Source organism: Corallococcus exercitus (genome assembly GCF_042231735.1).
In the GTDB taxonomy this organism is placed as follows: domain Bacteria; phylum Myxococcota; class Myxococcia; order Myxococcales; family Myxococcaceae; genus Corallococcus; species Corallococcus exercitus_B.
This window is the reverse complement of the sequence record NZ_CP102577.1, coordinates 9504508-9530845: the sequence shown is the minus strand read 5'-3', so window position 1 is coordinate 9530845 and position 26338 is coordinate 9504508. Positions and strand designations below refer to the sequence as shown.

Annotated in this window: 21 protein-coding genes; 7 read left to right on the top strand and 14 right to left on the bottom strand. The window is 70.3% G+C overall.

Annotated features, from left to right (window positions below):
* Positions 1 to 51: 51 nt before the first annotated feature.
* Positions 52 to 1641, top strand: coding sequence for a bifunctional metallophosphatase/5'-nucleotidase (locus tag NR792_RS38395; RefSeq protein ID WP_375757650.1), 1590 nt, complete (start codon positions 52 to 54; stop codon positions 1639 to 1641).
* Between the two features lie 10 nt (positions 1642 to 1651).
* Here NR792_RS38395 and NR792_RS38390 read toward each other — a convergent pair whose 3' ends face one another.
* Genes NR792_RS38390 through NR792_RS38380 form a run of 3 tightly spaced genes read right to left on the bottom strand, consistent with a single transcriptional unit; the run spans position 1652 to position 5196 of the window.
* Complete coding sequence (locus tag NR792_RS38390) at positions 1652 to 2431, bottom strand: YdcF family protein (protein ID WP_375757649.1); 780 nt, start codon at positions 2429 to 2431, stop codon at positions 1652 to 1654.
* A 14-nt stretch (positions 2432 to 2445) separates the two neighbouring features.
* Entirely contained in the window at positions 2446 to 4290 is a 1845-nt protein-coding gene (locus NR792_RS38385) for a protein kinase (protein WP_375757648.1), read from the bottom strand.
* Positions 4291 to 4350: 60 nt separating this feature from the next.
* Positions 4351 to 5196 carry an NAD(+)/NADH kinase gene (locus NR792_RS38380; RefSeq protein ID WP_375757647.1) on the bottom strand — a complete coding sequence of 282 codons (846 nt, stop codon included), beginning with the start codon at positions 5194 to 5196 and terminating at the stop codon, positions 4351 to 4353.
* A gap of 121 nt (positions 5197 to 5317) precedes the next feature.
* Between NR792_RS38380 and NR792_RS38375 the strand changes: the two genes are divergently transcribed.
* Positions 5318 to 6655 carry a replication-associated recombination protein A gene (locus tag NR792_RS38375; protein WP_375757646.1) on the top strand — a complete coding sequence of 446 codons (1338 nt, stop codon included), beginning with the start codon at positions 5318 to 5320 and terminating at the stop codon, positions 6653 to 6655.
* A gap of 28 nt (positions 6656 to 6683) precedes the next feature.
* Here the strand turns inward: NR792_RS38375 and NR792_RS38370 are convergent, their stop codons facing one another.
* The 3 genes from NR792_RS38370 to NR792_RS38360 form a co-directional block, all read right to left on the bottom strand.
* Positions 6684 to 8159 carry a sigma-54-dependent transcriptional regulator gene (locus NR792_RS38370; protein ID WP_375757645.1) on the bottom strand — a complete coding sequence of 492 codons (1476 nt, stop codon included), beginning with the start codon at positions 8157 to 8159 and terminating at the stop codon, positions 6684 to 6686.
* A complete protein-coding gene (locus NR792_RS38365) occupies positions 8156 to 9736 on the bottom strand; it encodes an ATP-binding protein (RefSeq protein ID WP_375757644.1) in 1581 nt (526 codons plus the stop codon). Before NR792_RS38365 ends, NR792_RS38370 begins: the two co-directional genes overlap by 4 nt.
* A gap of 166 nt (positions 9737 to 9902) precedes the next feature.
* Positions 9903 to 10853 (bottom strand): diguanylate cyclase, encoded by a 951-nt coding sequence (locus NR792_RS38360; protein ID WP_375757643.1) that lies wholly within the window; start codon positions 10851 to 10853, stop codon positions 9903 to 9905.
* Between the two features lie 136 nt (positions 10854 to 10989).
* Between NR792_RS38360 and NR792_RS38355 the strand changes: the two genes are divergently transcribed.
* Together NR792_RS38355 and NR792_RS38350 are read left to right on the top strand one after the other, a co-directional pair.
* Positions 10990 to 11778 (top strand): glycosyltransferase family 2 protein, encoded by a 789-nt coding sequence (locus NR792_RS38355; RefSeq protein ID WP_120526815.1) that lies wholly within the window; start codon positions 10990 to 10992, stop codon positions 11776 to 11778.
* Between the two features lie 6 nt (positions 11779 to 11784).
* Positions 11785 to 12621 (top strand): ChbG/HpnK family deacetylase, encoded by an 837-nt coding sequence (locus NR792_RS38350; protein ID WP_375757642.1) that lies wholly within the window; start codon positions 11785 to 11787, stop codon positions 12619 to 12621.
* Between the two features lie 271 nt (positions 12622 to 12892).
* Here the strand turns inward: NR792_RS38350 and NR792_RS38345 are convergent, their stop codons facing one another.
* The 5 genes from NR792_RS38345 to hemE form a co-directional block, all read right to left on the bottom strand.
* Positions 12893 to 13552 (bottom strand): class I SAM-dependent methyltransferase, encoded by a 660-nt coding sequence (locus NR792_RS38345; protein ID WP_375757641.1) that lies wholly within the window; start codon positions 13550 to 13552, stop codon positions 12893 to 12895.
* Between the two features lie 126 nt (positions 13553 to 13678).
* A complete protein-coding gene (locus tag NR792_RS38340) occupies positions 13679 to 14818 on the bottom strand; it encodes a mannosyltransferase family protein (protein WP_375757640.1) in 1140 nt (379 codons plus the stop codon).
* A 98-nt stretch (positions 14819 to 14916) separates the two neighbouring features.
* Positions 14917 to 17154, bottom strand: a complete 2238-nt coding sequence (gene fadJ, locus NR792_RS38335; RefSeq protein ID WP_375757639.1) for a fatty acid oxidation complex subunit alpha FadJ — start codon at positions 17152 to 17154, stop codon at positions 14917 to 14919.
* Complete coding sequence (fadI, locus tag NR792_RS38330) at positions 17154 to 18455, bottom strand: acetyl-CoA C-acyltransferase FadI (protein ID WP_375757638.1); 1302 nt, start codon at positions 18453 to 18455, stop codon at positions 17154 to 17156. Before fadI ends, fadJ begins: the two co-directional genes overlap by 1 nt.
* 117 nt (positions 18456 to 18572) lie before the next feature.
* Positions 18573 to 19616, bottom strand: a complete 1044-nt coding sequence (hemE, locus tag NR792_RS38325) for a uroporphyrinogen decarboxylase (protein WP_375757637.1) — start codon at positions 19614 to 19616, stop codon at positions 18573 to 18575.
* A 67-nt stretch (positions 19617 to 19683) separates the two neighbouring features.
* Here hemE and NR792_RS38320 point away from each other — a divergent pair, with 67 nt between their 5' ends.
* Positions 19684 to 20277 carry a hypothetical protein gene (locus NR792_RS38320; RefSeq protein WP_375757636.1) on the top strand — a complete coding sequence of 198 codons (594 nt, stop codon included), beginning with the start codon at positions 19684 to 19686 and terminating at the stop codon, positions 20275 to 20277.
* 3 nt (positions 20278 to 20280) lie between these two features.
* On the opposite strand, the gene uvrA is transcribed toward NR792_RS38320, so the two are convergent.
* Complete coding sequence (gene uvrA / locus NR792_RS38315) at positions 20281 to 22827, bottom strand: excinuclease ABC subunit UvrA (protein WP_375757635.1); 2547 nt, start codon at positions 22825 to 22827, stop codon at positions 20281 to 20283.
* A gap of 77 nt (positions 22828 to 22904) precedes the next feature.
* Here uvrA and NR792_RS38310 point away from each other — a divergent pair, with 77 nt between their 5' ends.
* Complete coding sequence (locus NR792_RS38310; protein ID WP_375757634.1) at positions 22905 to 23975, top strand: tetratricopeptide repeat protein; 1071 nt, start codon at positions 22905 to 22907, stop codon at positions 23973 to 23975.
* On the opposite strand, the gene NR792_RS38305 is transcribed toward NR792_RS38310, so the two are convergent.
* Both NR792_RS38305 and NR792_RS38300 read right to left on the bottom strand, forming a co-directional pair.
* A complete protein-coding gene (locus NR792_RS38305) occupies positions 23957 to 25087 on the bottom strand; it encodes a serine hydrolase domain-containing protein (RefSeq protein ID WP_375757633.1) in 1131 nt (376 codons plus the stop codon). The two genes, NR792_RS38310 and NR792_RS38305, sit on opposite strands and share 19 nt — an antisense overlap.
* A 68-nt stretch (positions 25088 to 25155) precedes the next feature.
* A complete protein-coding gene (locus NR792_RS38300; RefSeq protein WP_375757632.1) occupies positions 25156 to 25587 on the bottom strand; it encodes a YciI family protein in 432 nt (143 codons plus the stop codon).
* 148 nt (positions 25588 to 25735) lie between these two features.
* Between NR792_RS38300 and NR792_RS38295 the strand changes: the two genes are divergently transcribed.
* A complete protein-coding gene (locus NR792_RS38295; protein WP_375757631.1) occupies positions 25736 to 26251 on the top strand; it encodes a hypothetical protein in 516 nt (171 codons plus the stop codon).
* The last annotated feature ends 87 nt before the right edge of the window (positions 26252 to 26338 follow it).

Genomic DNA, 26338 nt, shown 5'->3' with positions numbered 1-26338 from the left:
CGCCGAGAGGGATTGGCGCTCCCCGTGCCCCCGCAAGAGAACGACTTACCGATGACGAAGAAGACCGTGAGCACCTGGGCGGTGCTGTTGCCGCTCGCGCTGGTGCTGGCCACCCGTTCCGCCGGGGCCGCCGAGCCGACGCCGCCCGCTGACACCGTCCGCCTCACGATCCTCCACCTCAACGACGTCTATCAATTCCAGCCCACCGTCCAGAACCGGGGCGGCCTGTCGCGCGTGGCGACGCTCAAGCAGCAGGCGCTGAAGGAGTCGCCGCACGTCCTCACGCTGCTGGCGGGCGACACCCTCTCGCCGTCCGTGGAGTCCTCCGCGGAGGTGGAGGGCGAGGCGCTCAAGGGCAAGCAGATGGTCGACGCGTGGAACGCGCTCGGCCTGGACTACTCCACGGTGGGCAACCACGAGTTCGACTTCGGGGACGACGTGCTGCGCGCGCGCCTCCAGCAGTCGCGCTTCCCGTGGCTGGGCGCCAACGTGATGAGCGTGAAGTCCGGGCAGGTGTTCGACGGGCTCAAGGCGTGGGACCTGCGCGACGTGGGCGGCGTGAAGGTGGGCATCTTCGGCGTGGTGCTGCCGGAGACGCAGACCTCGTCCAAGCCGGGCAAGGACACGCGCATCACCCCGTTCTGCGAGGCGGCGAAGCGCTCCGTGGAGGAGCTGCGGGCCGCGGGCGCGCAGTTCGTGCTGGGGCTCACGCACCTGACGGTGGAGCAGGACCGCGAGCTGGCGAAGTGCGTGCGCGTGGACCTCATCATCGGCGGGCACGACCACGACCGCGTGGAGGAGACCGTCGCGGGCACGCCCATCTTCAAGCTGGACGAGGACGCCATCGACCTGGGCCGCGTCACGCTGGACCTGGACGCGAAGACGGGGGCGGTGAAGAAGCTGGCGTGGAAGGTCATCCCCATCACGTCGAAGACGCCGGACGACGCGGCGTTCAACGAGCAGATGAAGCCCTATGCGCCGCTGCTCGCCACGCTGGCGGAGCGCATTGGCCGCTCGCCGGTGGCGCTGGATGCGCGCAGCGCGCAGAACCGGCTGGGGGAGACGAACCTGGGCTCGTTCCTGGCGGACGCGTTCCGCGAGGCGATGGGCGCGGACGTGGCGCTCGTGAATGGGGGCGCCATCCGCGCGGACCGGGTGCTGCCCGCCGGGACGATGACGCGGCGGGAGCTGTACTCGCTCATGCCCTACCGCAATGAGCTGGTGGTGCTGACGGTGAAGGGGGCGGTGCTGCGCGCGGCGCTGGAGAACGGCGTCAGCCTGAGCAGCGTGGACGGCAAGCCGCCCGGCCGCTTCCCACAGGTGTCCGGCCTGCGCTTCACCTATGACCTGCGCAAGGCGCCGGGCGCGCGGGTGACGAAGGTGGAGGTGAAGGGCAAGCCGCTGGACGACGCGGCGGTGTACCGGCTGGCCACGTTGAGCTTCGTGGCGCAGGGCAACGACGGCTACTCCATGTTCAAGGACCTGCCCGCGGTGCCCAGGGGCCTGGAGGTGTCGCCGTGGGAAGCACTCGGCACCGCGTTCCGCACCGGCAAGCCCGCGCCGCGAGCGAAGCCCCAGGGCCGCATCACGGTCATCGGCGTGCCCCCGGGCGGCCTGCACGCGCCGCCGTCGATGAAGTAGCGCGAGGCACCTACCGCCAGGGCGCGGTCCAGCCCCGCAGCCGGTACACGGTCCGCCCCGCCAGCTCGCGCAGCATGTCCGTGCTCTGGTTGAGCGCCCCGGAGCGCGGCAGCCAGCTCATCTTCGCCGGCGGCAGCGTCGAGGAGCGGAGGTCCACCGCGAGCGTGTCCGCGCGCACGCCCACCGCCGCGAAGCAGCCGGCCGCTCGGGGCAGGTGCGCGGCGCTCGTCACCAGGAGCAGCGACTGCCAGCCGTGGGCCCGCACCAGCGGCTCGGACTGCAGCGCGTTCTCGCGGGTGTTGCGGCTGCGGCCCTCCTTCACGATGCGCTCGGGCGCGATGCCCCAGTGCTCCAGCTGCGCGGCCAGCACGTCCGCCTCCACCACCGCCTCCGGCCTCGCGTCCAGGTTGCCGGCTGTGATCAGCACCTGCCGCGCCCGGCCGTCACGCAAGAGCTCGAAGGTGCGCATCATCCGCTCCGGCGCGGCGTTGTACTCCGGGTGCCCGGAGCGCTCCGTGGCCGCCGCGTCCAGGCCTCCGCCCAGCAGGATGACCGCGTCGTAGACGGTGTCCGGCCGGTACGTGCTCACCGCGTCGGCTTCCGTCGCCCGCGTCAGCAGCGCCACCGTCGGCTCGATGGAGAACGCGTACAGCACGACCAGCGCCGCCAGCTGCGACCCCACCGACAGGCGCTTCCACCGGCGCAGCAGCAGCCCCGCCACGCCGAACAGCAGCGCCCAGGTGAGCGGCGACAGCAGCAGGTCCAGCAGCTTCGAGAGGATGAGGAACATCGCCGTTCGCCCGATTACCGGGCCGTCTTCGCGTGGAGGTACTTGCGCGCCTCGGCGGCGCCAGGGCCCCGCGGCCGCAGGCTCAGGTAGCGCTGGTAGCCCTCGCGGGCCATGGAGTCCCGGTCCGTCAGCACGCCCACGCGGCCCAGGCCCAGGTGGCACTCCGCGGCGGTCTCCTTCAGCTCCAGGCACTTCCAGAACTTCTCACCGGCCTCCAGCGCCTTGCCCGCCGCGAGCAACTCCTGGCCCAGCGTGTACGCCGCCCCCGCGTCCGGAGACTGCGACATCCACCCCGTGGCATCCCGCGCTTCGCCCCGGACGTTCACCGTGGGCCGCTTGCGGGCCGCCGCTTCCGGCTGCGATTCCTTGTCCTTCACGCGCGCATCCACCACCGGCTCTGGCGGAGGGGGCGGCGGCGGCAACCGCTCCAGTGTCACCTGGACGCGCTCCGGCACGGCCGCCTGCGACACGGTGGTGGCCCACGGCTGGTACCCCACGAAGCGCAGCTCCAGCTTGTGCGAGTCCTCTCCCGAAGCGACGTTCAGCGCCGTCGGCGTCATCCCGACGTGCTTGCCGTCCCAGCGCACCTCCGCGCCCGGAGGCACGGACACCACCTGGAGCTTGCGCGAGCGGGGCTCCGAGAAATCAGGCATCACCGCCCGCCCCACGAAGAAGACCACCGCCGCCGCGATGACGGTCGCCCAGACCCAGCCGGGCACCCCCGCGCCCATGTCCGCCGCGGGGCTGCCGCCCACCAGCGCCCCGGGCACGTGCTCCTCCGGGAACGCCGTCGCGTGCGCGCGGTGCACCGAGGACGCCCGCTCCGGTTCGTCGGAGCCGAGCGGGCTCCCCTCCCCCGTCCACACCGCCACCTGGCGCAGGAAGGACTCCGGGATGCGGGGCGGCTGGCCCGCGAGCTTCAGCTCCTCCTCGAAGAGCCAGGCCATCAGGTGGCGCAGCGTGGACGCGGGGAACAGCGGCGCCCGGTACGCCAGCCACTCCGCCAGCGCGCGCTGGAAGTCCTCCGCGCTCGTGAAGCGATCATCCCGCCTCAGCGCCAGCGCCCGCGACACCAGCGCGCCCAGGGACGGATCCAGGTCCGGCACGTACGCCTGCGTGGGCGTGAGGTCGCCCGTGGCGATGCGCTCCATCACCGAGCCGGGGTCCCCTTCCGTGGGCCTGCGGCCGGTGAGCAGCTCGTAGAGGACCACGCCCGCCGTGTACACGTCCGAGCGCGCGTCCAGCGCCTGCGCCCGCGTCTGCTCCGGGGACAGGTAGAGGTACTTGCCGCGCACCACGCCGGCGTCCGTCTCCGGCCGCCCGGCCAGCTGCGCCTTCGCGATGCCGAAGTCGGTGAGCTTCACCTCGCCCTCGTAGCTCACCAGGACGTTGTCCGGAGACACGTCGCGGTGCACCAGCCCCAGCGGGCGGCCCTGCTCGTCGCGGCGCGTGTGCGCGTGGTGCAGGCCCTTGCAGACCTCCACCATCAGCTGCACCGCCAGCGGCGCCGGCAGGTGGGCCATCCCCTTCAGCTTCGAGCGCTTGAGCACCTTGGACAGGGGCTGCCCGTCCACCCACTCCATGGCGAGGAAGTACTCCCCCGCCTCCTGCCCGAAGTCGAAGACCTGGACGATGTTGCCGTGCGACAGCCCCATGGAGATGCGCGCTTCGTTGAGGAACATCTGCACGAAGGCGGGGTCCTGCGCGTACGGGTCCCTCACGCGCTTGATGACCACGGACCGGGACACGCCCTCCGCCACCGTGAAGCGCGCGCGGTGCACGACGGCCATGCCGCCCGCCCCCAGGCGCTCCAGCAGCTCGTACTTGCCAAAACGCGTCGTGTGCCCACCCGTCGTCACGCGCCGGACGCTACCGCACCCCTCACCCCGGAGGGGAGCCCCACCCCGGCGGCCCGAAGCTCAGCGCTCGCCCCAGTGGAGCTTCTGGCGAAGGATGGTGAAGAAGGCCACGCGTGGGTTGCGCACCAGGCCGACCCGGTTCGGCGAGCGCACCACTTCAATGCAGTCCCCGCCCTGGAGCGAGTGCCCCGTCTGCCCGTCCAGCGTGAGGTACGTGTCCGCCGTCTCGCTCTTCAGCGTCACGCGAATGGTGCGGTCCGCCGGCACGACGATGGCCCGCTGGGTCAGCGCGTGCGAGCAGATGGGCGACAGGATGGTGCAGTCCACCGACGGGTGCACGATGGGCCCGCCCGCGGACAGTGAGTACGCCGTGGAGCCGGTGGGCGTGGCCAGGATGACGCCGTCCGACTTGTACGTGGTGATGGGCACCCCGTCGATGGACGTCTCGTGGTCCGCGATGCGCGCGAGCGCGCCCTTGTTGATGACCACGTCGTTGAGGATTTCATCCTCGATGAGGACCATGCCCCCGCGCAGCAGCCGGCACGACAGCTTCATCCGCGAGTCCACGTGGAAGTTCCCCGCCAGCACGTCGTCCAGCCGGCTGAAGAGCTCCTCCACGGAGATCTCCGTCATGAAGCCCAGGCTGCCCAGGTTCACGCCGATGATGGGCACGTTGCGGCCGCCCAGCAGGCGCGCCGCGTAGATGAGCGTGCCGTCACCGCCCAGCACCACCACCGCGTCCGCGCGCGCCGCCAGCTCCCGGTCCTCGATGCGCGGCCAGTTCAGCGCATGCGCCAGGGCACGGTCCGCCAGCACCGTCAGGGTCGGGTGGCGCTGTTGGATTTCCGCCGCCAGGGCCACGGCCTGCGGGGTGTCTCGCTTCGCGACGATGACCAGGGTCTGCACGCCCCCCGGGTTCTAGTCCAGCCTGCCAGCCGTCCACTCCAGGAAAATGACGCACCTGCCCAACCCCGGACATCACAAGGGTGCGCGACAGGGCGGCCAGGACGCTAGGTTTGGAGGCCCCATGGACCTCTTCGACCACGCCAGCCAGAAGGAACAGGCCACCCTGGCGCCGCTCGCCGAGCGCATGCGCCCCACCTCGCTCAGCGAGTACCTGGGCCAGGAGCACCTCACCGGCGAGGGCCGCTTCCTGCGCCGCGCCCTGGAGAGCGACCAGGTGCCCAGCCTCATCCTCTGGGGCCCGCCCGGCACCGGCAAGACGACCCTCGCCCAGCTCATCGCGCGCTCCACCGGCGCCGCCTTTGAAACGATGTCCGCGGTGCTCGCGGGCGTGAAGGACATCCGCGAGACGGTGGCCCGCGCGCAGGACCGCTGGAAGCTGAACCGCCAGCGCACGCTGCTGTTCATCGATGAAATCCACCGCTTCAACAAGTCGCAGCAGGACGCGCTGTTGCCCCACGTGGAGAAGGGCACCGTCACGCTGATTGGCGCCACCACGGAGAACCCGTCCTTCGAGGTGAACGCCGCGCTCCTGTCGCGCTGCCGCGTCGTCACCCTGCGCGGGCTGGAGCAGGAGGAGCTCATCGCCGTCATGCGCCATGCCGTCGCGGATCCGCGGGGGCTGGGCGGCAAGGTGACGGTGGACGACGCGGCGCTGGAGTTCATCGCGGACGCGGCGGGCGGGGACGCGCGCAAGGCCCTCACCGCGCTGGAGGCCGCGGCGGCGTACGGCCGCACGGCGGTGGACCGTAAGGTGGCGGAGGAAGCGCTCCAGCAGAAGATGCTGCTCTACGACAAGGGCGGCGAGGAGCACTACAACGTCGTCAGCGCGTTCATCAAATCCATGCGCGGCAGCGACGTGGACGCCGCGCTGTACTGGATGACGCGCATGCTGGAGGCGGGCGAGGACCCCGTCTTCATCTTCCGCCGCATGGTCATCTTCGCGTCGGAGGACGTGGGCAACGCGGACCCGAGAGCGCTGGGCGTGGCGGTGGACGCGCTGAGGGCCTTCCAGCTCATGGGCCTGCCGGAGGGCACCCTGCCCCTCACCCAGGCCGTGACGTACCTGGCGCTCGCGCCCAAGTCGAACGCCGTCATCGCCGCGTACGCGGCCGTGCGCGAGGCCGTCACGAAAGAAGGCGCGCTGCCGGTGCCCATGCACCTGCGCAACGCGCCCACGAAGCTGATGAAGTCGCTGGGCTACGGCGGCGGGTACAAGTACCCGCACAACTTCGAGGGCAACTACGTCCCGGAGGACTACCTGCCGGAGGCGCTGCGCTCGCGCTGCTTCTACACCCCGACGCGCAACGGCTTCGAGGCGGAGCTGTCCGAGCGCTACGAATCCATCCAGCAGCAGCTCGCCGCACGGCGCGGCGAGCGGGAGCCCGGGGAGGACGGCTGAAGAGGGCCGTCCCCACCGGGAAGCCGCGTCAGGACGCGGCTTCCAGGGCGGGCACGTCCGGCCCGTTGTCCGCGTCCGGGCCCTTGGGCGAGCGCGGCTTCATGCTGCGGCCGGCCACCTCGTACTGCTTGAGCAGGCGGCGGAAGTTGGAGCGGTCCACGCCGGCCGCGCGCGCCGCGCTGGACACGTTGTGGTTGTTCTTCTCCAGCAGCGCGGAGAGGTAGCGGCGCTCGAAGGCGCGCATGGCCAGGCGCTTGGCCTGGGCGTACGGCAGGTGCGCCAGGCTGAACACCTCCACCGCCGAGTCGGCCTGGGGCGCGGCCTGGAAGCCGGGCGGCAGGTCCTCCACGTCGATGGCGTCGTTGGCCGTCAGCACCACCGCGCGCTCGATGACGTTCTCCAGCTCGCGCACGTTGCCCGTCCACCGGTTGCAGGTGAGGGCCTCCATGGCGCGCGGGCTGATGCCGGTGACCTTCTTGTCCGCCTTGGAGGCGTAGACCTTGAGGAAGTGGTGCGCGAGCAGCGGCACGTCCTCCGGGCGGTCGCGCAGGGGCGGCAGGTCGATGGTGATGACGTTGAGGCGATAGAAGAGGTCCTCGCGGAACTTGCCCTGCTCCTTCGCGCGGGACAGGTCCACGTGCGTGGCGGCGATGACGCGCACGTCCACCTTCACGGGCTCGTTGGCGCCCACGCGCTTGACTTCGCCCTCCTGCAGGACGCGCAACAGGCGCACCTGGGTGGCCGGGGGCACGTCGCCAATCTCGTCCAGGAAGATGGTGCCGCCGTCGGCCGCCTCGAAGAGGCCCTTCTTGTTGCCGGTGGCGCCGGTGAAGCTGCCCTTCACGTGGCCGAAGAGCTCGCTCTCCAGCAGCGTCTCCGTGAGCGCCGAACAGTTGACGGCGACGAACGGCTTGTCACGGCGGGCGCTGCGGTAGTGGATGGCGCGCGCGACCAGCTCCTTGCCCGTGCCGCTCTCACCCTGGATGAGGACCGTGGCGGTGGAGTGGCTGACGGTCTCCACCAGCTTGAACACGGCGCGCATCTGCGAGGACTGGCCGATGAGGTCCTCGAACTGGCTGCGCGCGGTGAGCGCCTCCTCCAGCGCGCGGGTGCGGTCCTTGAGCGCCTTGCGCTCGGCGGCCTTGGCCACCGTGAGGCTCACCTCGTCGATGTTCTCGAAGGGCTTGGTGAGGTAGTCGTACGCGCCCGCCTTCACCGCCTCCACCGCCGTCTCCACGGTGGCGAAGGCCGTCATCATGATGACCTCCACGTCCGGGCGGTCCGCCTTGATGGCGCGCAGGAGGTCCATGCCGGACAGGTGCGGCATCTTGATGTCGAGCACGACCACGTCGATGGACGGGTCCTTCGCCGCCGCGAGCCCCTCCACCGCGTCGTCGATGGCGACGACCGGGTGGCCTTCCCGCTGGAGGATCTGGGTGACGGCCTTGAGGACGACGGAGTCGTCATCCACAACGAGGACCTTGGCGCGCTTGACTTGGTTCACGGCAACCTCTCGAGCTGCAGGGGAATGGGCAGGAAGACGGTGAAGCGGGAGCCCTGGCCCACGTGGGTGTCCACCTGGAAGGTGCCCCCGTGGTCCTGGACGATGCGATAGGCGATGGACAGGCCCAGGCCGGTGCCCTCGCCGGGCGGCTTGGTGGTGAAGGACGGCTCGAAGATGCGCGGCAGGTGCCGCTCTTCAATGCCCGTCCCGGTGTCCGTCACCGCGAAGAAGGTCCGGTCGCCCTCGCGCCCCGTCTCCAGGGACAGGCTGCCTTCCGCCTTGGGCAACGCCTGCAGGCCGTTCTGCAGCAGGTTGAGCACCACCTGCGCGAGCGTGCCGGGATCCCCGTACACCTTGGGCAGCCCGTCCTTGAGGCCCAGCTTCAGCTCCACCTTGGGCATGGACTTGAGCTGCGCGCGGAAGAGCACCGCGGCGTCCTCCACGCACTTGGACAGGTCAAAGAGGCGGCGGTCCTCCACGCGGCTGTGCCGGCTGAACTTCAGCAGGCTCTCCACGATGCGCTTGCAGCGCAGCGCGCTCTCTTCAATCAGCTTCAGCGACTCCAGGTCGCCCTCGCTGCGGCCCGCGTCGCGGGACATCAGCTGCGAGAAGGCGAGGATGCCACCCAGCGGGTTGTTGATTTCGTGCGCCACGCCGCCCGCGAGCTGGCCCACCGCGGCCATCTTCTCCGTCTCGATGAGCCGGCGCGTCATGGCCTGCTCCTCCGTGACGTCGCGGTAGGTGCACACCGCGCGGTCGTCGCCGGCGAACGGGTACGCGGCCACCACGTAGCTGCGCCCGCCCTGCTGCACCTCCCCGCGAGCGCCCTTGCCCGTCTCCATGGCGGAGGGCAGCGGGCAGCCCTGGCACGGCGTGTCCCGGCCGAAGAGGTACTGGTGGCACGGGACGTCCGAGGGCACCTCTTCGATGGAGCGGCGGGCCACCTGCGCGTAGGCGACGTTGGCCCGGCGCACCGCGAAGTCCCGCGCGCGCACCACCGCGAGCGGCGTCTCCATGCAGTCGAAGGACAGCTCCCACTCGCGCTTGGCGGTGGACAGGAGGCGCGTGCGCAGCGCGACGCGCTCCTCCAGCTCCGCGTTGAGCTGCTTGAGCTCCGCGTTCTGCTCCTGGGTGACGCGGTAGAGCCGGTCGTTCTCCGTGTGGAGCGCGTACTGCTCGAAGGCGCTCTTCACCGTGAGGACGAGGTGGCTGTCGTTCCAGGGCTTGGAGATGAAGCGGAAGATTTCCGAGCGGTTGATGGCCTCTTCGATGGCCTGCTGATCCGCCTGCCCCGTCAGCATGATGCGCTGGGCGCGCGGGGCCTGGAGCTTCACCTGGGTGAGGAACTCCACCCCGTTCATCCCCGGCATGCGGAAGTCGGAGATGACGACCTCCGGCTGGAAGCGCTCCAGCGTGCGCAGCCCCGTCTCGGCATCCGTCGCCGTCTCGATGTCCCACTCACCGCGCCGCAGCACCCGCCGGATGGACTTGAGGATGTTCTCCTCGTCGTCCACGAGCAGCAGCCGCCCTCGGGCGACCGGGTCCTGCACCTGCGCTTGAGCTCCCAGGGTTCCCATGGACTTTCCGGAGTTCGACATTTGCAATGGCCTTGCCAAACCGGAGATTTGGATAAGCCCCGGCAATCACGCCTCTTTTCAGAGACATGACAAAAAGGGGCAAGGTCATTGTAGACCCACTGCCCCCAACAGGGTCAAACAGGACCCCGGGTGTTTGACCCCTGGGTCAGCCTGCGCGTGAAGGCGGCGTGGAAAACAGGGGTGCGGGGGGGTGGAGGCAGATGCGGTCGCGGCCCTCGCGCTTGGCCCGGTAGAGGGCCTCGTCGGCGGTGAGCAGCAGCTGCTCCGGGGTGAGGATGGCGCGGTGGGGGAAGCTGGAGACGCCCAGGGAGGCGGTGACGCGCAGGGCGCCCTCCGGTCCCGCGTGCAACTCGTTGATTCCCTTGCGGATTCGCTCCGCCACGGTGAGGGCGCCGGGCAGGTGGGTGCAGGGCAGGAGGATGGCGAACTCCTCCCCGCCATAGCGGGCCACGAGGTCCGTCTCCCGCACGCTGTGCTGGAGGGAGGCGGCCACCTCTCTCAGGACGCGGTCCCCGGCCCCGTGGCCGTGGGCGTCGTTGACGTTCTTGAAGTGGTCCAGGTCCACCAGGATGAGCGACAGGCTCTCGTCGTAGCGCTGCGAGCGGCGGAACTCCTCGCGGAGCCGCTCCTGGAAGTAGCGGTGGTTGTGGACCTGGGTGAGCCCGTCCGTCACCGCCAGGCGGCGCAGCTCCTCCACCTGGGAGTGAAGCGACTTCAACCGCGAGTGCGTTTCCAGGCGCTGGTAGAGCCGCAAACGCAGCTCCTCGTCGTCCCAGGGGGTCAAAATCACCTCAGCCCCCCTGCGCAGGGCGGCGAGCCGCAGGGTCCGGTCCTCCGGGGGGGCCAGGACCACCACGGCGGGTCGGGGTGCCGGTGGCGGTGGGGTGAGGGCCTCCAGCAGGCCGTGGGTGGCCGCCGCGTCGGGGCCGCCGGGGCAGAGCAGGACGCCGTCTACCTCCTGGGTCAGCCCCAGCGCCTCCGGGCCGGAGCGCGCCACCCGGAGGGCGAAGTCCTCCGGGCCCAGCGTGCGCACCAGGTGGGGCAGCGACGCCTGCGAATCGTCCACGACCAGAAGCGTGTAGGGCTGGGCTTTCACCGTGTCCCCGTAAAATGATGATTACGCGGTACTATAGGGGTTTTCCACGAGAAGGGCCATCGTGTTTGCCAGCACGTTGTCCCTCTGCTAGCGAGCGCCCGTTTCCTTCCGGACGGAACAGCGCGACATGACGACCGTGGCCAAGTACCCGAGCATCAGCCTCTTCTTCCCCGCCTGGAACGAAGAGGACTACGTGGAGCGCGCCGTGAGCCGCGCCCTGGAAGTCCTGCCGAAGCTCACCGACGACTTCGAAATCATCGTCGTCAACGACGCCTCCACGGACCGGACCCAGGAGGTCTGTGACGCGCTGGCGGCGAAGGTGCCCCAGCTCCGGGTCATCACGCACCCGGTGAACCTGAAGCTGGGCGGGGCGATGCGCACGGGGCTGGCGGCGAGCACGAAGGACCTGGTGCTGTACTCCGACATCGACCTGCCGTGGGACATGCGGGAGCTGGAGCGGGCGCTGCACCTGATGAACTACCTGGAGGCGGACATGATCTGCGCCTTCCGGTTCGACCGCACGAGCGAGGGCCCCAAGCGCATCGTGTACTCGTTCGTCTACAACCTGCTCATCCGGGCGCTGTTCGACATCCAGATCAAGGACGTGAACTTCAGCTTCAAGCTGATGCACCGCCGGGTGCTGGAGTCGATGGAGCTCAAGAGCCAGGGCTCGTTCATCGACGCGGAGCTGGTGGTGAAGGCCATCCGCAAGGGCTTCCGCGTGTTCCAGATGGGGGTGGACTACTTCCCGCGCACGCGCGGCATCTCCACGCTGGCGTCGCCGTCGGTCATCCTGAAGATGGTGAAGGAGCTGGTGAACCTGTACCCGGAGACGCGCTCGCCGCCGCCGCCCTCGAAGCCGGTGCGCCTGCCGCCGTCGGTGCAGCAGCTGCGCTCGGTGCCGGGCCACGCGGGGCGCGGGTAGGGCCTCATGGCGTCGCGCACGCGCCTCATCGTCAACGCGGACGACCTGGGCCTGCACCCGTCGCTGGACGCGGGCATCCTCAAGGCGCACCGCGAGGGCATCGTGACCAGCGCGACGCTGCTGGCCACGGGGCCTTCCGCGGCGCAGGCCGTGGGCCGGGCGAAGGCGCAGGGGCTGGCGGTGGGCGTGCACCTGGCGCTGTCCACGCGGCTGCCGTGCGCGGCCCCCGCGGAAGCCGTGAGGACGGTGGCGCCGGAGGGACGGCTTCGGGGCAGCTGGGCGGACTTCGCGAAGGCGTGGCTGACGGGGCGGGTGCGGCGCGAGGAGCTGGAGCGGGAGCTGTCCGCGCAGCTGTCCCGCGCGCGGGAGCTGGGCGCGAAGGTGGACCACCTGGACGGGCACCAGCACCTGCACCTGTTGCCGGGGGTGCGGTCGGTGGTGGAAGAAATCGCCGCGCGCGAGGGCCTGCCCCTGCGGTGGCCGGATGCGCTGCCGCGCGCGTCGTGGCTCCGGGCTCCCGGGCCCGCGCTGAAGACGACGGTGCTGGCGGTGCTCGCGCGCACGGCGCCCCGGGCCCGGCCGGGCGTGCGGCGGGTCAGCGCGGGCGGGGTGTTCGAGGCGGGCCGGCTGGATGAGCCTGCGCTGCTGGGCGTGCTGGACGCGCTGCCGGCGGGGGACTTCGAGCTGGGGTGCCACCCCGGTGAGGGTGCGCCGCACGTGCCGGAGGATCCGGCGTGGCGGTACGGCTGGGACGCGGAGCTGGCCGCGCTCACGAGCCCCCGGGTGAGGGCGAAGCTCGTGGAGCGGGGCATCGCGCTCACGAACTACGGCGAGCTGGGCTGAAGGTCCGCCCCCCTCGGCCCGGGATGCGGTCCTCACGGATGAGAAGGTGAGAACCCCGCTGGGCCCTGGCGGCGCCGTACCTCACGAACTGGTCCGACTGTCGGACAGGTTTGGGACTGCCGTGGCCGGCCCCCTGCCCCGCCGAACCCGTGCCGCGGAACCTGTCCGACTGTCGGACAGGTTTGGGACTGCCGTGGCGGGCCCCTGCCCGGCCGAACCCGTGTCGCGGAACCTGTCCGACTGTCGGACAGGTTTGGAAACGCGAGCGCCGTCAGCGGGCCTCGGCGTCGTAGAGCAGGTGCGGCGTCGTGTAGCCCGCGCCCAGGCCGACGACTTCGCGCACCTCGAAGCCCGCGTCCCGGAGCAGCCGCACGCCGTCCACTCGCGGCTTGAGCACCATGCCTCCGCTGGCCTTCGTGCGCCCCAGGAGCGACACCATCACCCACTCCTGCGCGAGCGCCTTTCCGTGCTTCCAGGAGCGGTCGCCCTCCACTTCCTTCAAGAGGAAGCGGCCTCCGGGCTTGAGCAGGCCGCGCACGGCCTGGAGGAAGCCGGGCCACTGCGCTTCCGGCAGCAGGTACAGCACGTCGCAGACCACCACGGCGTCGAGCGTGTGCGGCTGCGTGCTCGCGAGCTGCTCGACCGAGCCCACGTCGAGCGTCACGTTGGGCAGTCCCGACAAGGCCTGCTTCGCCCAGTGCACCTTGCGCTCATCCAGGTCCACGCCCAGCACGCGGCGCTCCGGCACCGCGAGCGCCATCACCGCGGACAAGAGGCCGTGCCCGCAGCCGATGTCCGCCACCGTCCCTGAAGGCAGGCGCGACGCCACCGCGAGCAACGGGGCCGACGACGCCCGCGCGTGCACGTGGAAGCGCTCGCTCGCGGGCAGGTGCGCGTAGAGCGACAAGGCCTGGGCCATGAGGCCGCTCATGACGCGCTCTCCACGCTCGGCGCCACCGGGTTCGCCCCACGCGTCAGCGCATGCATCCGTCGCTCGCTCATGACGAGCTCTCCACACTCGGGTCCACCGGGTTTGCCTCGCGCATCAACTGCACACTCATGACACGTACTCCGCGGCTCCGTAGGCCACGGTCAGCGCCAGCATCACGCAGGCGCTCGTGGCGAGCACGCCCCACCTCAAGCGGGGCTTTTCCTTCAGCAGCAGGGCCAGCGTGAGGAACAGCGGGAAGGCGGCCAGGAGGTAGCGCCCCATGCCCATGAAGTCCTTGCTGGACATGGCGGGCAGTCCCACGATGGCCAGTGTGTACACGCCATAGCCCCACCCCAGCCGCTTCACCGTGGGCCACACCAGTGCCAGCGCCCCCACCGTGACGGCCGCGTGCCCCACGAGCCGCAGCCCGTCCGACAGCGACATCTCCCGGCTGAAGCCCTGGAACCACCGCAGCTTCGCCCACGTGCGCCAGCCCGGCTTCTGGTCCCACCCCGGCGCGGACTGCACCTTCACGAACGCGAACGGCTCGCCGAACGCCTTCCACTGGTAGAGCACGTACAGCACGAAGCCCGCCGCCGCGAACACCGGCAGCAGGTCCACGAGGCTCCACTTCAGGCCGCGCTCGTGCTTCCACTCCAGCCGCCGCGCCAAGAGCCCCACCACCAGCGCGGGGGCCACCGGCCGCGCCGCCGTGGCCACCGCCGCGAGCAGCACCGCCCACCCCAGCTGCCCCCGCTCCAGCAGCAGGAACGCCCCGATGATGAGCAAGAGGAACAGCGCGTCCGAGTACATCGCCCCGTAGAGGAAGAACGCGAACGGGTAGAACGCCAGCAGGAGCCCCGCGTTGCGCGCCGCCTCTTCATCCGCCCGCGTGCGCGCCCACAGCGTGAACACGTAGAGCGCGCCCAGGCCGCACAGCATGGTGACGAGCACGCCCGCGATGAACGTGTCCAGGTGCAGCAACCCCAGGCCGCGCAGCACCAGCGGGTACAGCGGGAAGAACGCCACCGGGCTCTGCTGGCCGGGCGTGTAGCTGTAGCCCTCCGTCGCGATGCGCGCGTACCAGCCGGCGTCGAAGTGCGCCCAGCCCAGCAGGATGGGGGCGCCCGGCCACGTCAGCCTCGCGGGGCTGTAGCCCTGCGGGAACGCGAGCGCGGACACCGTCACCAGCGCGGTGCACACCACCAGGGCGGCGAGCCCGGCGGTCAAAACGGCACGAGGAGCGGAACGGACCATGCGGGCCATGCCCTTGGTCCAGAACCGCCCCTCGCGTCAAGTCAGGCCCGGAACCAGGGAGAGGACCGTGAGCCGTCCCCTCCCCGCCCCGGTGTGTCAGGCGGACTTCAGGCCTCGTAGAAGCCCTTGCCGGCGCGCACCTTCTCCACCAGCAGCGGCGCGGGCGTGAAGCGCTCGCCGTACTTGTCCTGGTAGTGCTCCAGCTTGCGCAGCAGGTTGGCCGGGCCCAGGGCGTCCGCGTACCGGAACGGGCCGCCCAGGAACGGCGGGAAGCCCAGGCCGAAGATGGCGCCCACGTCGCCGTCGCGGGGGCTGCGCAGGATGCCCTCGCCCAGGCAGCGGATGGCCTCGTTCACCATCTGCAGCGCCACGCGCTCGGCCATCTCCGAGGCGTCCAGGGACTTGCGGTCCTTGCCGTGCGGCAGCAGCAGGTAGACCTGCGGGTCCACGTCCTGCTTCTTCCCGTTCTCGTACAGGTAGAAGCCCTTGTTCGTCTTGCGACCCAGGCGGCCGTCGGACACCACGCCCTCCAGCGCCTTGGGCGCCGCCATGCGCTTGCCGAACGCGGCCTCCATGATGGGCCCCACCTTCTGGGCCACGTCGATGCCCACCTCGTCCAAGAGCGTGATGGGCCCCACCGGGAAGCCGAAGTCCACCAGCGCCTTGTCCAGCTGGACGATGTCCGCGCCTTCGGCCAGCAGGTACGCCGCCTCGTTCATGTACGGCGCGAGGATGCGCGACGTGTAGAAGCCCGGCCCGTCGTTGACGACGATGACCGTCTTGCCCTGCTTCTTGCCCACGTCCACGCAGGTCGCCGTCACCCACTCCGCGGTGCCCGGGTGCGTGATGATCTCCAGGAGCGGCATCTTGTGGACCGGGCTGAAGTAATGCATGCCAATCACCTGCGAGGGGCGCTTGCTGCCCTTCGCCAGCTCGCCAATGGGCAGGCTGGAGGTGTTGGACGCGAAGATGGTGTCCGCGCCGGTGACGGCCTCCACCTCCGCGATGACCTGGTGCTTGAGCTTCAGGTCCTCGAAGACCGCTTCAATCACCAGGTCCACCGACTTGAAGCCGCTGTAGTCCGTGGCCGCGGTGATGTTGGACAGCTTCGCGTTGGACTCAAGCCGGGTGAGCGAGCGGCGCTTCACGCGCTCGTCCAGCACCGTCTGCACCTGCTTGAGCGCGCGGCCCGCGCCCGCGTCGTCCCGGTCCTTCACGCGCACGGGCACGCCCTGGAGCACGCCGGCCACGTAGGCGATGCCGCCGCCCATGAGGCCGCCGCCGAGCACGCCCACCTTCTTCACCTCGCGCGGCTTCACGCTGGCGTTGGCGGTGCCGTTCTCCTTCTTCAGCGCCGTCGTGGCGAAGAAGATTTCGACCAGCCGCTTCGACACGTCCGTGAAGACCAGCTCGCCGAAGGCCTTCGCTTCCGCCTCCAGGCCCGCCTTGCGGCCGGACTCCAGGCCCACGCGGATGACCTGCAGCGCCTTCTCCTGCGCGGGGTACTTGCCGCGCGTCTTCTTCAGGAGCGCCTTCTTCGCCTGGTCGAACAGCACCTTGCGGCCGAGCGGGTTGTCCTCCAGCGCGGCTTCCGCCCACAGGTCCTTGCTGATGAGCCCCTGGAAGAGGCCGGCCAGCCCCTTCTTCTTGCCGCTCTGGGCCACGGCCTTGAAGCCCTGGTGCGCGCGCTCGACCTTCAGCGTGCCCGCCGCCAGCTCCGCCGCGCGCTTGAGGGCAAGGTCCTTCAGCATGGGCACGGGCACGACTTCATCCACGATGCCCAGCTTCTTCGCCTTGGACGGCTTGACGTTCTTGCCGGTGAGGATGAGGTCCAGCGCCGCCTGCGCGCCAATCAGCGCGGGCAGCCGCTGCGTGCCGCCGGCGCCTGGGATGAGGCCCAGCTGCGTCTCCGGCAGGCCCACCACCGACTTGGGGCTGTCCGTGACGATGCGGTAGTGGCACGCGAGCACCCACTCCAGCCCGCCGCCCAGGCACGCGCCGTGGATGGCCGCGACCACCGGCTTGGAGAAGGCCTCCAGCCGGTCGAACTCCGCGTGCGCGCCGCGGCTGATGGCCTCCACCTCCGCGGGCGTCTTCAGGGTCTGGAGGAAGTCGATGTTCGCGCCGGCGACGAAGTTGTCCTTCTTGCCGGAGATGAACACCACGGCCTTCACTTCGGGGTCGCGCTCCGCCTGCTGGAGCAGCGTGGTGAACGCGGTGCCCACTTCCGGGGACAGCGTGTTCACCGGCGCGCCCGGCTGGTCCACGGTGATGACCGCGACGCCGTTCGTGACGTCGTAGCTCAAGCCCTGCTTCGCTTCGACTGCCTCTTGCTTGGTCGCCATCACGCACGCTCCAGGATGACCGCGGCGCCCAGCCCGCCCGCGGCGCAGACGGTGCACAGCACCGTGTTCTTGTTCCGACGCTTCAGCTCGTTCAGGGCCTGCGTGACGATGCGCGCCCCGGTGGCACCGAACGGGTGGCCCAGGGAGATGGAGCCGCCCGTCACGTTCAGGATGGAGCGGTCCACCTCGCCCACCGGCGCGTTGAAGCCCGCCTTCTTCGCGAACTCCTTGGACGCGAGCGCCTGGAGGTTGCTCGCCACCTGCGCGGCGAAGGCCTCGTGCATCTCCACCAGGTCGATGTCGGAGAGCTTCATCCCCGCGCGCTTGAGCGCCACGGGCGCCGCGTACGCCGGGCCCTGGAGCAGCTGCTCCCCCGGGTCCGTGGCCGCGAACGCGTGCGAGCGCAGGAAGCCCAGCGGCTCGTAGCCCAGCGCCTTCGCCTTCTCCTCGCTCATGAGGATGAGCGCCGCGGCGCCGTCCGTCAGCGGGGACGCGTTGCCGGCGGTGACGCTGCCATAGCGGCGGTCGAACACCGGCTTGAGCTTGGAGAGGGCCTCCAGGCTGGTGTCCTCGCGCACGATGTTGTCCTTCGTGGCGGTCTGCTCGTACCTGGGCGGCACGAGGACGTGCATCACCTCGTTGTCGAAGCGGCCTTCCTTCCACGCCTTCGCCGCGTTCTGGTGCGAGTTGAACGCGATGAGGTCCTGCTCCTCGCGGGAAATGCCGTTCTCCTTGGCCATCTTCTCCGCGCTCTCACCCATCGTTTCGCCGGTGGAGTACTCGGCGATGGCGGGGGGCACGGGGATGAGGTCCTTGGCCTTGAGCTTCTGGAAGGGCTTGAGCTTGTCCGGGAGGCTCTTGCCCTTGGACGACGCGGCCAGCGCGTGCGCCAGGGGGCGGCTGGTGAAGATGGGCGCGTCGGACAGGGACTCGGTGCCGCCCGCGATGACGACGTCCGCGTCACCCAGCGCGATGGCGTTGGCGCCCGCCACCATGGACTGGATGGACGTGGCACAGGCGCGCGCCACCGTGAAGGCGTCAATGCGCTTGGGCAGGCCCGCCGCCAGGACGACTTCGCGCGCGATGGAGGGCGCGGTCAGCGTGGGGATGACCTGCCCGAAGACGACCTGGTTGATTTCGTTGGGGTCCAGGTCGCTGCGCTGCACCAGCTCCTGGACCACCATCCGGCCCAGGTCCAGCGCCGTCAGGTTCGCGAAGACGGTGCCCGCCTTCGCGAACGGCGTCCGCAGTCCCCGGACGATGGCCACCCGCCGGTGGCCGTTGCGCTTCTCGCTTGCCATGTGTGCCTCACCCTCTGTGAAACGAGTGAGGCGCTTCTAACGGCGGGCAATGCACCGCGTCAATGCTGGATTGATTCTTGAGTCAACTGCTCGCCAGATGGCCGGGCAGGGGCTTGTTCAGCCGAGCGTGCCCTGGCGGAGGGCCGCGCCGTGCTTGTGGACGGCGTCCACGAGGAACTTCGCGGCGTCCGGGTCGGTGGGCGGGAGGATGCCGTGGCCCAGGTTGAAGATGTGCCCGGTGGGGCCGGCGCGGCGGAGGATGTCCTTCACGCGGCCGTCCAGCTCTTCGCGCGGCAGGAAGAGGTGGAGCGGATCCAGGTTGCCCTGGGTGGCCACGTCCGGCCCGAGGATGCGGCGGCCCTCGTCCACGGGGCAGCGCCAGTCCAGGCCGATGACGTCCGCGCCGGTGCGCTTCAGGAGCGGCAGGTGCGGCGTCATGTTGACGCCGAAGAGGATGACGGGGACGCCGGTGGCCTTGAGCTCCGTGACCATGCGGGTGAGGTACGGGAGGCTGAAGCGTTCGAAGTCCCAGGGGGACAGCTCGCCGCCCCAGGAGTCGAAGATCTGAACGATGCTGGCGCCGGCCTCCACCTGCATCTTGAGGTACGGGATGAGGGTGTCGGTGAGCTTCTGGAAGAGGCGGTGGGCCACTTCGGGCTGCTCGAAGAGCAGGCGCTTGATCTGGATGTAGCTCTTGGAGCCGCCGCCCTCGACCATGTACGCGGCCAGGGTGAAGGGCGCGCCCGCGAAGCCGATGACGGGCACGGAGTCATTGATGGCCTTGCGCGTGCGGCGGATGGCTTCCGCGACGAAGCCGGTGCCTTCCACGGGGTCGGGGACGCCGAGCTTTTCGATGTCCGCGGGGGTGCGCAGCGGGTTGGGGAAGTGCGGCCCCTTGTCCCCGAGCTCCAGGTGGATGCCCATGGCCTCCACGGGGATGAGGATGTCGGAGAAGATGATGGCGGCGTCCACGCCCAGGCGGGTGATGGGCTGGACGGTGACTTCGGCGGCCAAGTCCGGGTTCTTGCAGAGGTCCAGGAACGCGATGTTGCCGCGGATGGCTCGGTACTCGGGCAGGTAGCGGCCCGCCTGACGCATCAGCCACACGGGGGTGGTGTCGGTGGGCTGGCGGCGCGCCGTGCGCAGGAGTCGGTCGTTCACGTCGTCACCTTGGGAAGGCGGGTGGGAGGCGGCAGGAGCTTCACGGCCTGCGGTGTACCCTATCTCCATGACCCGGTTGAACCGCTACGTTCCGAGCTTGCTCGCGCTCGCATGCATGGCCTGCGCGGCGGCCCCTGCCGTTCCCCAGTGGCCCCCGCGGGATGAGCTGGCCCGCTGGGAACCGGTTCCCGGCGTCAGTGTCGTGGCGCCTCGCCTTCCTCCAGGTGTCTCCGAGACAGCGAACGGAACAACCCGTGTCAGCTGCAACCCGCTACGGGCCCCTGACACAACCGCGTGGCCCTATGCCCGCCTTGACCGCGTCTGCGCTTGGGAGCACCTGAACTTCTCCAGGCAGTTCCGGCTGGACTGGTACCCGGACACCTTCGAGCCCGGCACATCGCCGGAAGAGAACCTCACCCGACTCGAGCGAGAAGCAGTCCAGCCCTTCGCACGCAACCAGTACACGCGTTTGCCCGCCCCGTGGATGGGCTGGGAATGGCGCGGCCTGGGTGAGGGACAGATCATCCGGGACCGATGGATTGTTGTTGGAACCGGGCTCCTCTTCCTTCAGGCGATCTCCGTCAAGGAAGATCCGTTCCCCGAGGGCGAGGCCTTCCTCGACTCGCTGCGGGTCACCGCGGTGGAGCCCACCGCGCGGTAGGCCTCAGCGTCCCAGCACCCGCGCCAGGTACGGCGCGGTGCGGCTCTCCTTCACCTTCGCCACCTGCTCCGGCGTGCCCTGCGCCACCACGCGGCCCCCGGCGTTCCCCGCGCCGGGCCCCACGTCGATGACGTGGTCGCTGGCGGCGATGACTCGCAGGTCGTGCTCCACGACGATGACCGTGTTGCCCGCGTCCACCAGTCCCTCCAGCTGCGTCATCAGCTTGTCCACGTCCGCCGGGTGCAGGCCGGTGGTGGGCTCATCCAGCACGTAGAGCGTGTCGCCGTGCTGGGTGCGCTGCAGCTCCGTGGCCAGCTTGATGCGCTGGGCCTCGCCACCGGACAGCTCCGTCGCGGGCTGGCCCAGGCGCAGGTAGCCCAGGCCCACGTCGCGCAGCACCTTGAGCGCCCGCTGGAGGGGCGGCTCGGCGGTGAAGAAGTCGAAGGCGCCGTCCACCGTCAGGCCCAGCACCTCCGCGATGTTCTTCTCCCGGTAGCGCACCTCCAGCGTCTTCGCGTTGTAGCGGGTGCCGTGGCACGTGGGGCACGGCGCGTACACGCTGGGCAGGAAGAGCAGCTCCACGCTCACGAAGCCCTCGCCCTCGCACGTGTCGCAGCGGCCGCCCGCCGTGTTGAAGGAGAAGCGCCCCGCGCCGTACTTGCGCGACTTCGCCAGCGGGGTCGCCGCGAACAGCTTGCGCACGTGGTCGAAGAGGCCCGTGTACGTCGCCAGGTTGGAGCGCGGCGTGCGGCCGATGGGCTTCTGGTCCACCGTCACCAGCCGCTTGATGGCGTCCATGCCCTCGGCGATGTGCCCCTCGCTCGCCATCACCGGCTCGCGGTCCAGCGGCTCGCCCTCCTCCTCTTCCGGCGTCAGCGTCTGGCCCAGCCTCGCCGCCACCAGCTCCACCAGCGCCTGGCTCACGAGGCTGGACTTGCCGGAGCCGGACACGCCCGTCACCGTCGTGAAGACGCCCAGCGGGAAGTCCACGTCCAGCCCGCGCAGGTTGTTGCGCTTCACGCCCTCCAGCCGCAGCCGCCCCGTGGCCTTCCGGGGTGAACGGCGGCGCAGGGCCTCCTCCTCGAAGAGGTAGCGCCGCGTCCGGGACGCCTCCACCTTCGCCAGCCCTTCCGGCACGCCGCTGTAGAGCACCCGGCCGCCGTGCTCACCGGCGGCGGGCCCCACGTCGACAATCCAGTCCGCGTGGCGGATGACGTCCACCTCGTGCTCCACCACGAACAGCGAGTTGCCCGCCTCCTTCAGCCGGTCCAACGCCGTGAGCAGCGCCTCCGTGTCCGCGGGGTGCAGGCCGGCGGACGGCTCGTCCATCACGTACACCACGCCGAAGAGGTTGGAGCGCACCTGCGTGGCCAGCCGCAGGCGCTGAAGCTCCCCGGGTGACAGCGTGGGCGTGCTGCGCTCCAGGGACAGGTAGCCCAGGCCCAGGTCCGTCAGCACCTGGATGCGCGCGAGCAGGTCCTTGGTGATGCGCTGGGCGACGATGACCTTCTCCGGATGCTCGCGGGCCATTCCTTCCGCGTCCTTCCCCTTCCCTTCCGCCGTGGGCTTGATCAGCTCCGCGACCTGCTCCAGCGGCATGCGGGACAGCTCGCCGATGTCGTGGCCCGCGAACTTCACCGACAGCGACTCACGCTTCAGGCGCTTGCCTTCACACAGGTCGCAGTCGCTGGCGACCATGTACCGGGCGACGCGCTTCTTCATCATCGCGCTCTGGGTCGTCGCGAAGGTGGTCATCACGTAGCGCTTCGCACCCGTGAAGGTGCCCATGTAGCTGGGCGTCTCCTTGCGAGCCATGGCCCGCTTCACCTCCGCGGAGGTGAAGCCCGCGTAGACGGGGACGGAGGGCTGCTCATCGGTGAAGAGGATCCACTGGCGGTCCTTCTTCGGCAGGTCGCGCCAGGGCTTGTCGATGTCGTAGCCGAGCGTCACCAGGATGTCGCGCAGGTTCTGGCCGTGCCACGCGGGCGGCCACGCGGCGACGGCGCGCTCGCGGATGCTCAGGCGGTCGTCGGGCACCATGGAGCGCTCGGTCACCTCGAACACGCGGCCGATGCCGTGGCACTTCGGACACGCGCCCGCGGGCGTGTTCGGGGAGAACGCGTCCGAGTCCAGCCGGCCCAGCTTCGGTGGGTACGTGCCCGCGCGCGAGTACAGCATGCGCACGGAGTTCGACAGCGTCGTCACGCTGCCCACCGACGAGCGGGACGTCGGCGCGCCCCGGTGCTGCTGGAGCGCCACCGCCGGGGGCAGCCCGTCGATGGCGTCCACCTCCGGCACGCCCACCTGATCAATCAGGCGCCGGGCATACGGGGCCACGGACTCGAAGTAGCGCCGCTGCGCCTCCGCGTAGAGCGTCCCGAAGGCGAGCGACGACTTGCCGGAGCCCGACACGCCGGTGAAGACCACCAGCGCGTCGCGCGGGATGTCCACGTCCACGTGCTTCAGGTTGTGTTCCCGGGCGCCCCGGACGCGGACGAAGCCGGAGGGGTCGGGAGTCTTGCCGGTGCGCGGTGCTTTCGGAGGTGCCATGCCAGGGCGGAAGTTGCCCATTGCCCGGAGCCCGGTCATCCGTGACACGGAGGGCCCGTCGGGATTTGATGGGTCCCATGCCTTCATCGTTCGGCAGAGGACAGCGCGGCCCGCTTCGTCACTTCGCCCTGTTCACGGCCTGTGTGCTCGGGGGCTGGCTCGCCGCCTGCTCCAGCCCGAGCGCGTCCCCCGCCCCGGCTTCGCCCCCTGCCCCGGAGGCCCCGAAGGCCCGCACCTGCGAGGAGGGAGACGGGGCGGCCTGCTTCGAGGAGGCCTTGAAGGCGGAGAGGGATACCAGCCCCGAGAAGAGCTTCACCCGCCCGGCCGTGCTGTACGCGCGTGCCTGCAACAAGGGCCACCACGCGGAGGCGTGCTTCCGCGTGGCGACGCTTTCCGCGGAGCCAGGTGGGAAGCTCCATGACCTCGGGAGGGCCCGGGAGTTCGGCAAGAAGGGCTGCGAGCTTTCCCACGCCCCCAGCTGCGCCCTGGTCGCGACGCAGTACCTGGAAGTCAACGAAGCCAGCAGGAACGAGGAACGCGCGGCGGAGTTCGCCCGGAAGGCCTGCGACGGCGGCAGCGCTTCCGGCTGCGCCACCCTGGGCGTCATGAAGCTCCAGGGCCAGGGGATGGAGCCGGATCAGGCCAGCGGGGTGAAGCTCCTCGAGCGCGCCTGTGCGGGAGGGGCGGCCGCCGGCTGCTTCGAGCTCTCCGGCCTCTACACCCTGGGCCGTGGCGTGGAGCAGGACGAGCAACGTGCCCACCTCCTGAAGCAGCAGGCGTGTGATGGCGGCCACGGCCGTGCCTGCTTCGAGCTGGGCATGGCCTCCGCGGGGGGCTCGCCCGACGTGAAGCGCGACGAGGCGAAGGCGGCCGCGCTGTTCGAGAAGTCCTGCGCGCTCAAGCTGCCGGAGGGATGTCTCTCCCTCGCGGAGGCGCTCCTGAAGGGAACCGGCGTACCGGCCGACGCCGCTCGGGCCGCCACGCTGTTCGCCGCGCTCTGTGACTCGGGAGAGGCGGCCGGGTCCTGTGGGGCGCTCGGCGACCTCTATATGAAGGGCCATGGGGTGGCGCGGGACGTGGAGCGCGCCAGGGCGTTGAAGAAGAAGGCCTGTGACGGTGACAGCCGCGACTACTGCACGTCCCGGTAGCCCCGCGCCCCAGGCCGCTCCAGCCCGAGCGCCGCCGGCAGCACGTACCGTCCGAACAGGACCAGGGGCATGGCGGAGCCGGCCTCATCATTATAGTGGCTGCCGGTGAAGGCCGCGGTGAGGCCCAGCGAGGGCGCGACGAAGACGTACTGTCCCCCGTTGCCCCGCGCGAAGGACACCTCCACCGGGGTGCCGTTGATGACGAAGCGGGTGCTCCACCACAGGAGCCCGTATTGCGCGTCGCCCAGCGGCCCCAGCGCCTTGCCGGACTCCGTCACCCACACCGCGGAAGCCAGTCGTTCGCCGTGCCACACGCCGCCGTCGAGCGCGAGCTGCCCCACCTTGAGGAAGTCGCGCGGACGCAGGCGCAGGTGGCCTCCGGTGTCCGTGCCCTTCTTGCCCGCGGGCTGCCAGGTGAAGTCCTGGACCTGCATCGGCGCGAACAGCCACTCGCGGGAGAGGTCCGTGACGGACCGGCCGCTGACGTGCTCCAGGACCGCGCCCAGCAGCACCACGCCGCCCGTGTAGTAGCGCGTGACGGTGCCGGGCTCGTCCCGCATGGGGACGTCCACGATGAAGCGGACCCAGTCGTCCGTGTCGTGCATCCGCTCCTCGTTCCCGGGTGACTCGGGATCCCAGTCATCGCACGAGAGCCCCGAGCGCATCTGGAGCAGGTGCCGCACCGTGATGCGCTCCTTGCGCGGATCCGGGTTCCGCACCGGGGCCAGGTGTGGCAGCAGCGGGAGCACGGGCGCGTCCAGGTCCGGCAGCAGGCCGCGCTCGTGCGCCATGCCCACCAGCAGCGACGTGATGCTCTTCGTGGCGGACCGCAGGTCGTGTGCCTTCTCCCGCGTGAAGTCGTTCCAGTAGCGCTCGTAGACGAGCTGGCCGCCGCGAGCGACGAGCACCGCGTCCGGCACCTCCACCGTGCCCTCGGACACGTCGTGCTCCAGCGCGTCGAACCAGGGGCGCTGGACGCCCGCGTCCTCGAAGGAGGCCACGGCCCAGCCGTCCTCGAGCCGGTCCGGCGGCGAGCCAGGCCCCGTGGGCACCCGCTTGCCTCCACATGCCATGAGCCACACCGCGCACAGCAGCACCATCCGCTGGGACATCCCTGCACCTGCCTCCGCTCCGGCCCTGGAAGCGCGGCAGCCTATGTCACGCGGAGGCCCCATCGCGACTAGCGGCGGTTCTTCGCGCCCTGCTCGCGGATGCGCGCTTCCTGCTCGCGCAGCTCGGGCGTGAACTCGGCGCCGAAGTCGTCGTCCTCGAAGATCTGACGCAGCTCCAGCTCCACGTTGCCGCCCGCGTCGATGGACGGCCAGCGCTTGAGCCACTCCAGGGCTTCCTGCCTCGACTTCACCTGGATGATCGTGAAGCCGGCGATGAGCTCCTTCGTCTCCGTGAAGGGGCCGTCGATGATGGCCGGCTTGCCGTTCGTGAACTTCACGCGCGCGCCGTTGCTGCTGGGATGGAGCCCTTCCCCCTGGATCATCACGCCGGCCTTCACCATCTCCTCGTTGTAGGCACCCATGGCGGCCAGCAGCTTCTCGTCCGGGAGGACGCCCGCCTCTGTGTCCTTGTCCGCCCTGCGGATGATCATGAATCGCATCGTCGTGGCTCCTGGAGGCTGCCTTCCCCAGGGCAACGAATGGGGCCGGGGAAAATCGACACGGCCTTTTATTTTTCCGCCGCGCCTTCCAAGTCCTCGCAATGACGGGACTTTCCCTGGCCCGGCCTCGGGTGTGACAGTGCCCCCCATGCGCGAGGGCGTGACCACCCCCGGGACGAAATCCTTTCCGGCCAGCGGCCTGCTGCACCCCGTGGTGCTGGTGGCCGTGGTCCTGCTCGTCCTGAACGACCACGTGTTCAAGGCGCGCTGGCCGTCGTGGTGGACGGGGAAGCTCTCCGACGTCGCCGGGCTCGCGATGTTCCCGCTGCTCCTCCAGGCGCTGTGGGAGCAGGCGTCCCGCGTTCGCGCGCGGGAATTCCGCCCGTCGTTCGCGGTGCTCGTGGGCGCGGTCGTGCTCACGGGGCTGTGCTTCGCGGCCACGAAGCTCTCACCGGCCGCGGGGGATGCGTGGCGCTGGGCGCTGGGTGGACTGCAGTGGCCCTTCTTCGCGCTGCGGGCCTGGCTCGCGGGCGTGCGCATTCCTCCGGTCCGGGCCACGCAGCACACGGTGGACGTCACGGACCTGCTCACGCTGCCCTCGCTTTTCATTCCCCTGTGGCTCGGCTGGCGGCGTGCTCGCGAGGCGTCTTCGCCGCCTCCTTGATTGCTGCGTGCTGTGTTTGTCACGTCGCGATGCGTGTCAGACCCCACCTGCACATTGCGCCCCGTCACGCATTGAACCGGCAGGGGC

Bases quoted from the DNA above. Each gene is read 5' to 3' on its own strand.
- NR792_RS38395 (WP_375757650.1), top strand. From the start codon at position 52: ATGACGAAGAAGACCGTGAGCACCTGGGCGGTGCTGTTGCCGCTCGCG.
- NR792_RS38295 (WP_375757631.1), top strand. From the start codon at position 25,736: ATGCGCGAGGGCGTGACCACCCCCGGGACGAAATCCTTTCCGGCCAGC.
- NR792_RS38350 (WP_375757642.1), top strand. From the start codon at position 11,785: ATGGCGTCGCGCACGCGCCTCATCGTCAACGCGGACGACCTGGGCCTG.
- fadI (WP_375757638.1), bottom strand. From the start codon at position 18,455: ATGGCAAGCGAGAAGCGCAACGGCCACCGGCGGGTGGCCATCGTCCGG.
- NR792_RS38320 (WP_375757636.1), top strand. From the start codon at position 19,684: ATGACCCGGTTGAACCGCTACGTTCCGAGCTTGCTCGCGCTCGCATGC.
- NR792_RS38305 (WP_375757633.1), bottom strand. From the start codon at position 25,087: ATGTCCCAGCGGATGGTGCTGCTGTGCGCGGTGTGGCTCATGGCATGT.
- NR792_RS38375 (WP_375757646.1), top strand. From the start codon at position 5,318: ATGGACCTCTTCGACCACGCCAGCCAGAAGGAACAGGCCACCCTGGCG.
- NR792_RS38390 (WP_375757649.1), bottom strand. From the start codon at position 2,431: ATGTTCCTCATCCTCTCGAAGCTGCTGGACCTGCTGCTGTCGCCGCTC.
- NR792_RS38310 (WP_375757634.1), top strand. From the start codon at position 22,905: ATGCCTTCATCGTTCGGCAGAGGACAGCGCGGCCCGCTTCGTCACTTC.
- NR792_RS38365 (WP_375757644.1), bottom strand. From the start codon at position 9,736: ATGGGAACCCTGGGAGCTCAAGCGCAGGTGCAGGACCCGGTCGCCCGA.
- NR792_RS38340 (WP_375757640.1), bottom strand. From the start codon at position 14,818: ATGGCCCGCATGGTCCGTTCCGCTCCTCGTGCCGTTTTGACCGCCGGG.
- fadJ (WP_375757639.1), bottom strand. From the start codon at position 17,154: ATGGCGACCAAGCAAGAGGCAGTCGAAGCGAAGCAGGGCTTGAGCTAC.
- NR792_RS38300 (WP_375757632.1), bottom strand. From the start codon at position 25,587: ATGCGATTCATGATCATCCGCAGGGCGGACAAGGACACAGAGGCGGGC.
- uvrA (WP_375757635.1), bottom strand. From the start codon at position 22,827: ATGGCACCTCCGAAAGCACCGCGCACCGGCAAGACTCCCGACCCCTCC.
- NR792_RS38345 (WP_375757641.1), bottom strand. From the start codon at position 13,552: ATGAGCGGCCTCATGGCCCAGGCCTTGTCGCTCTACGCGCACCTGCCC.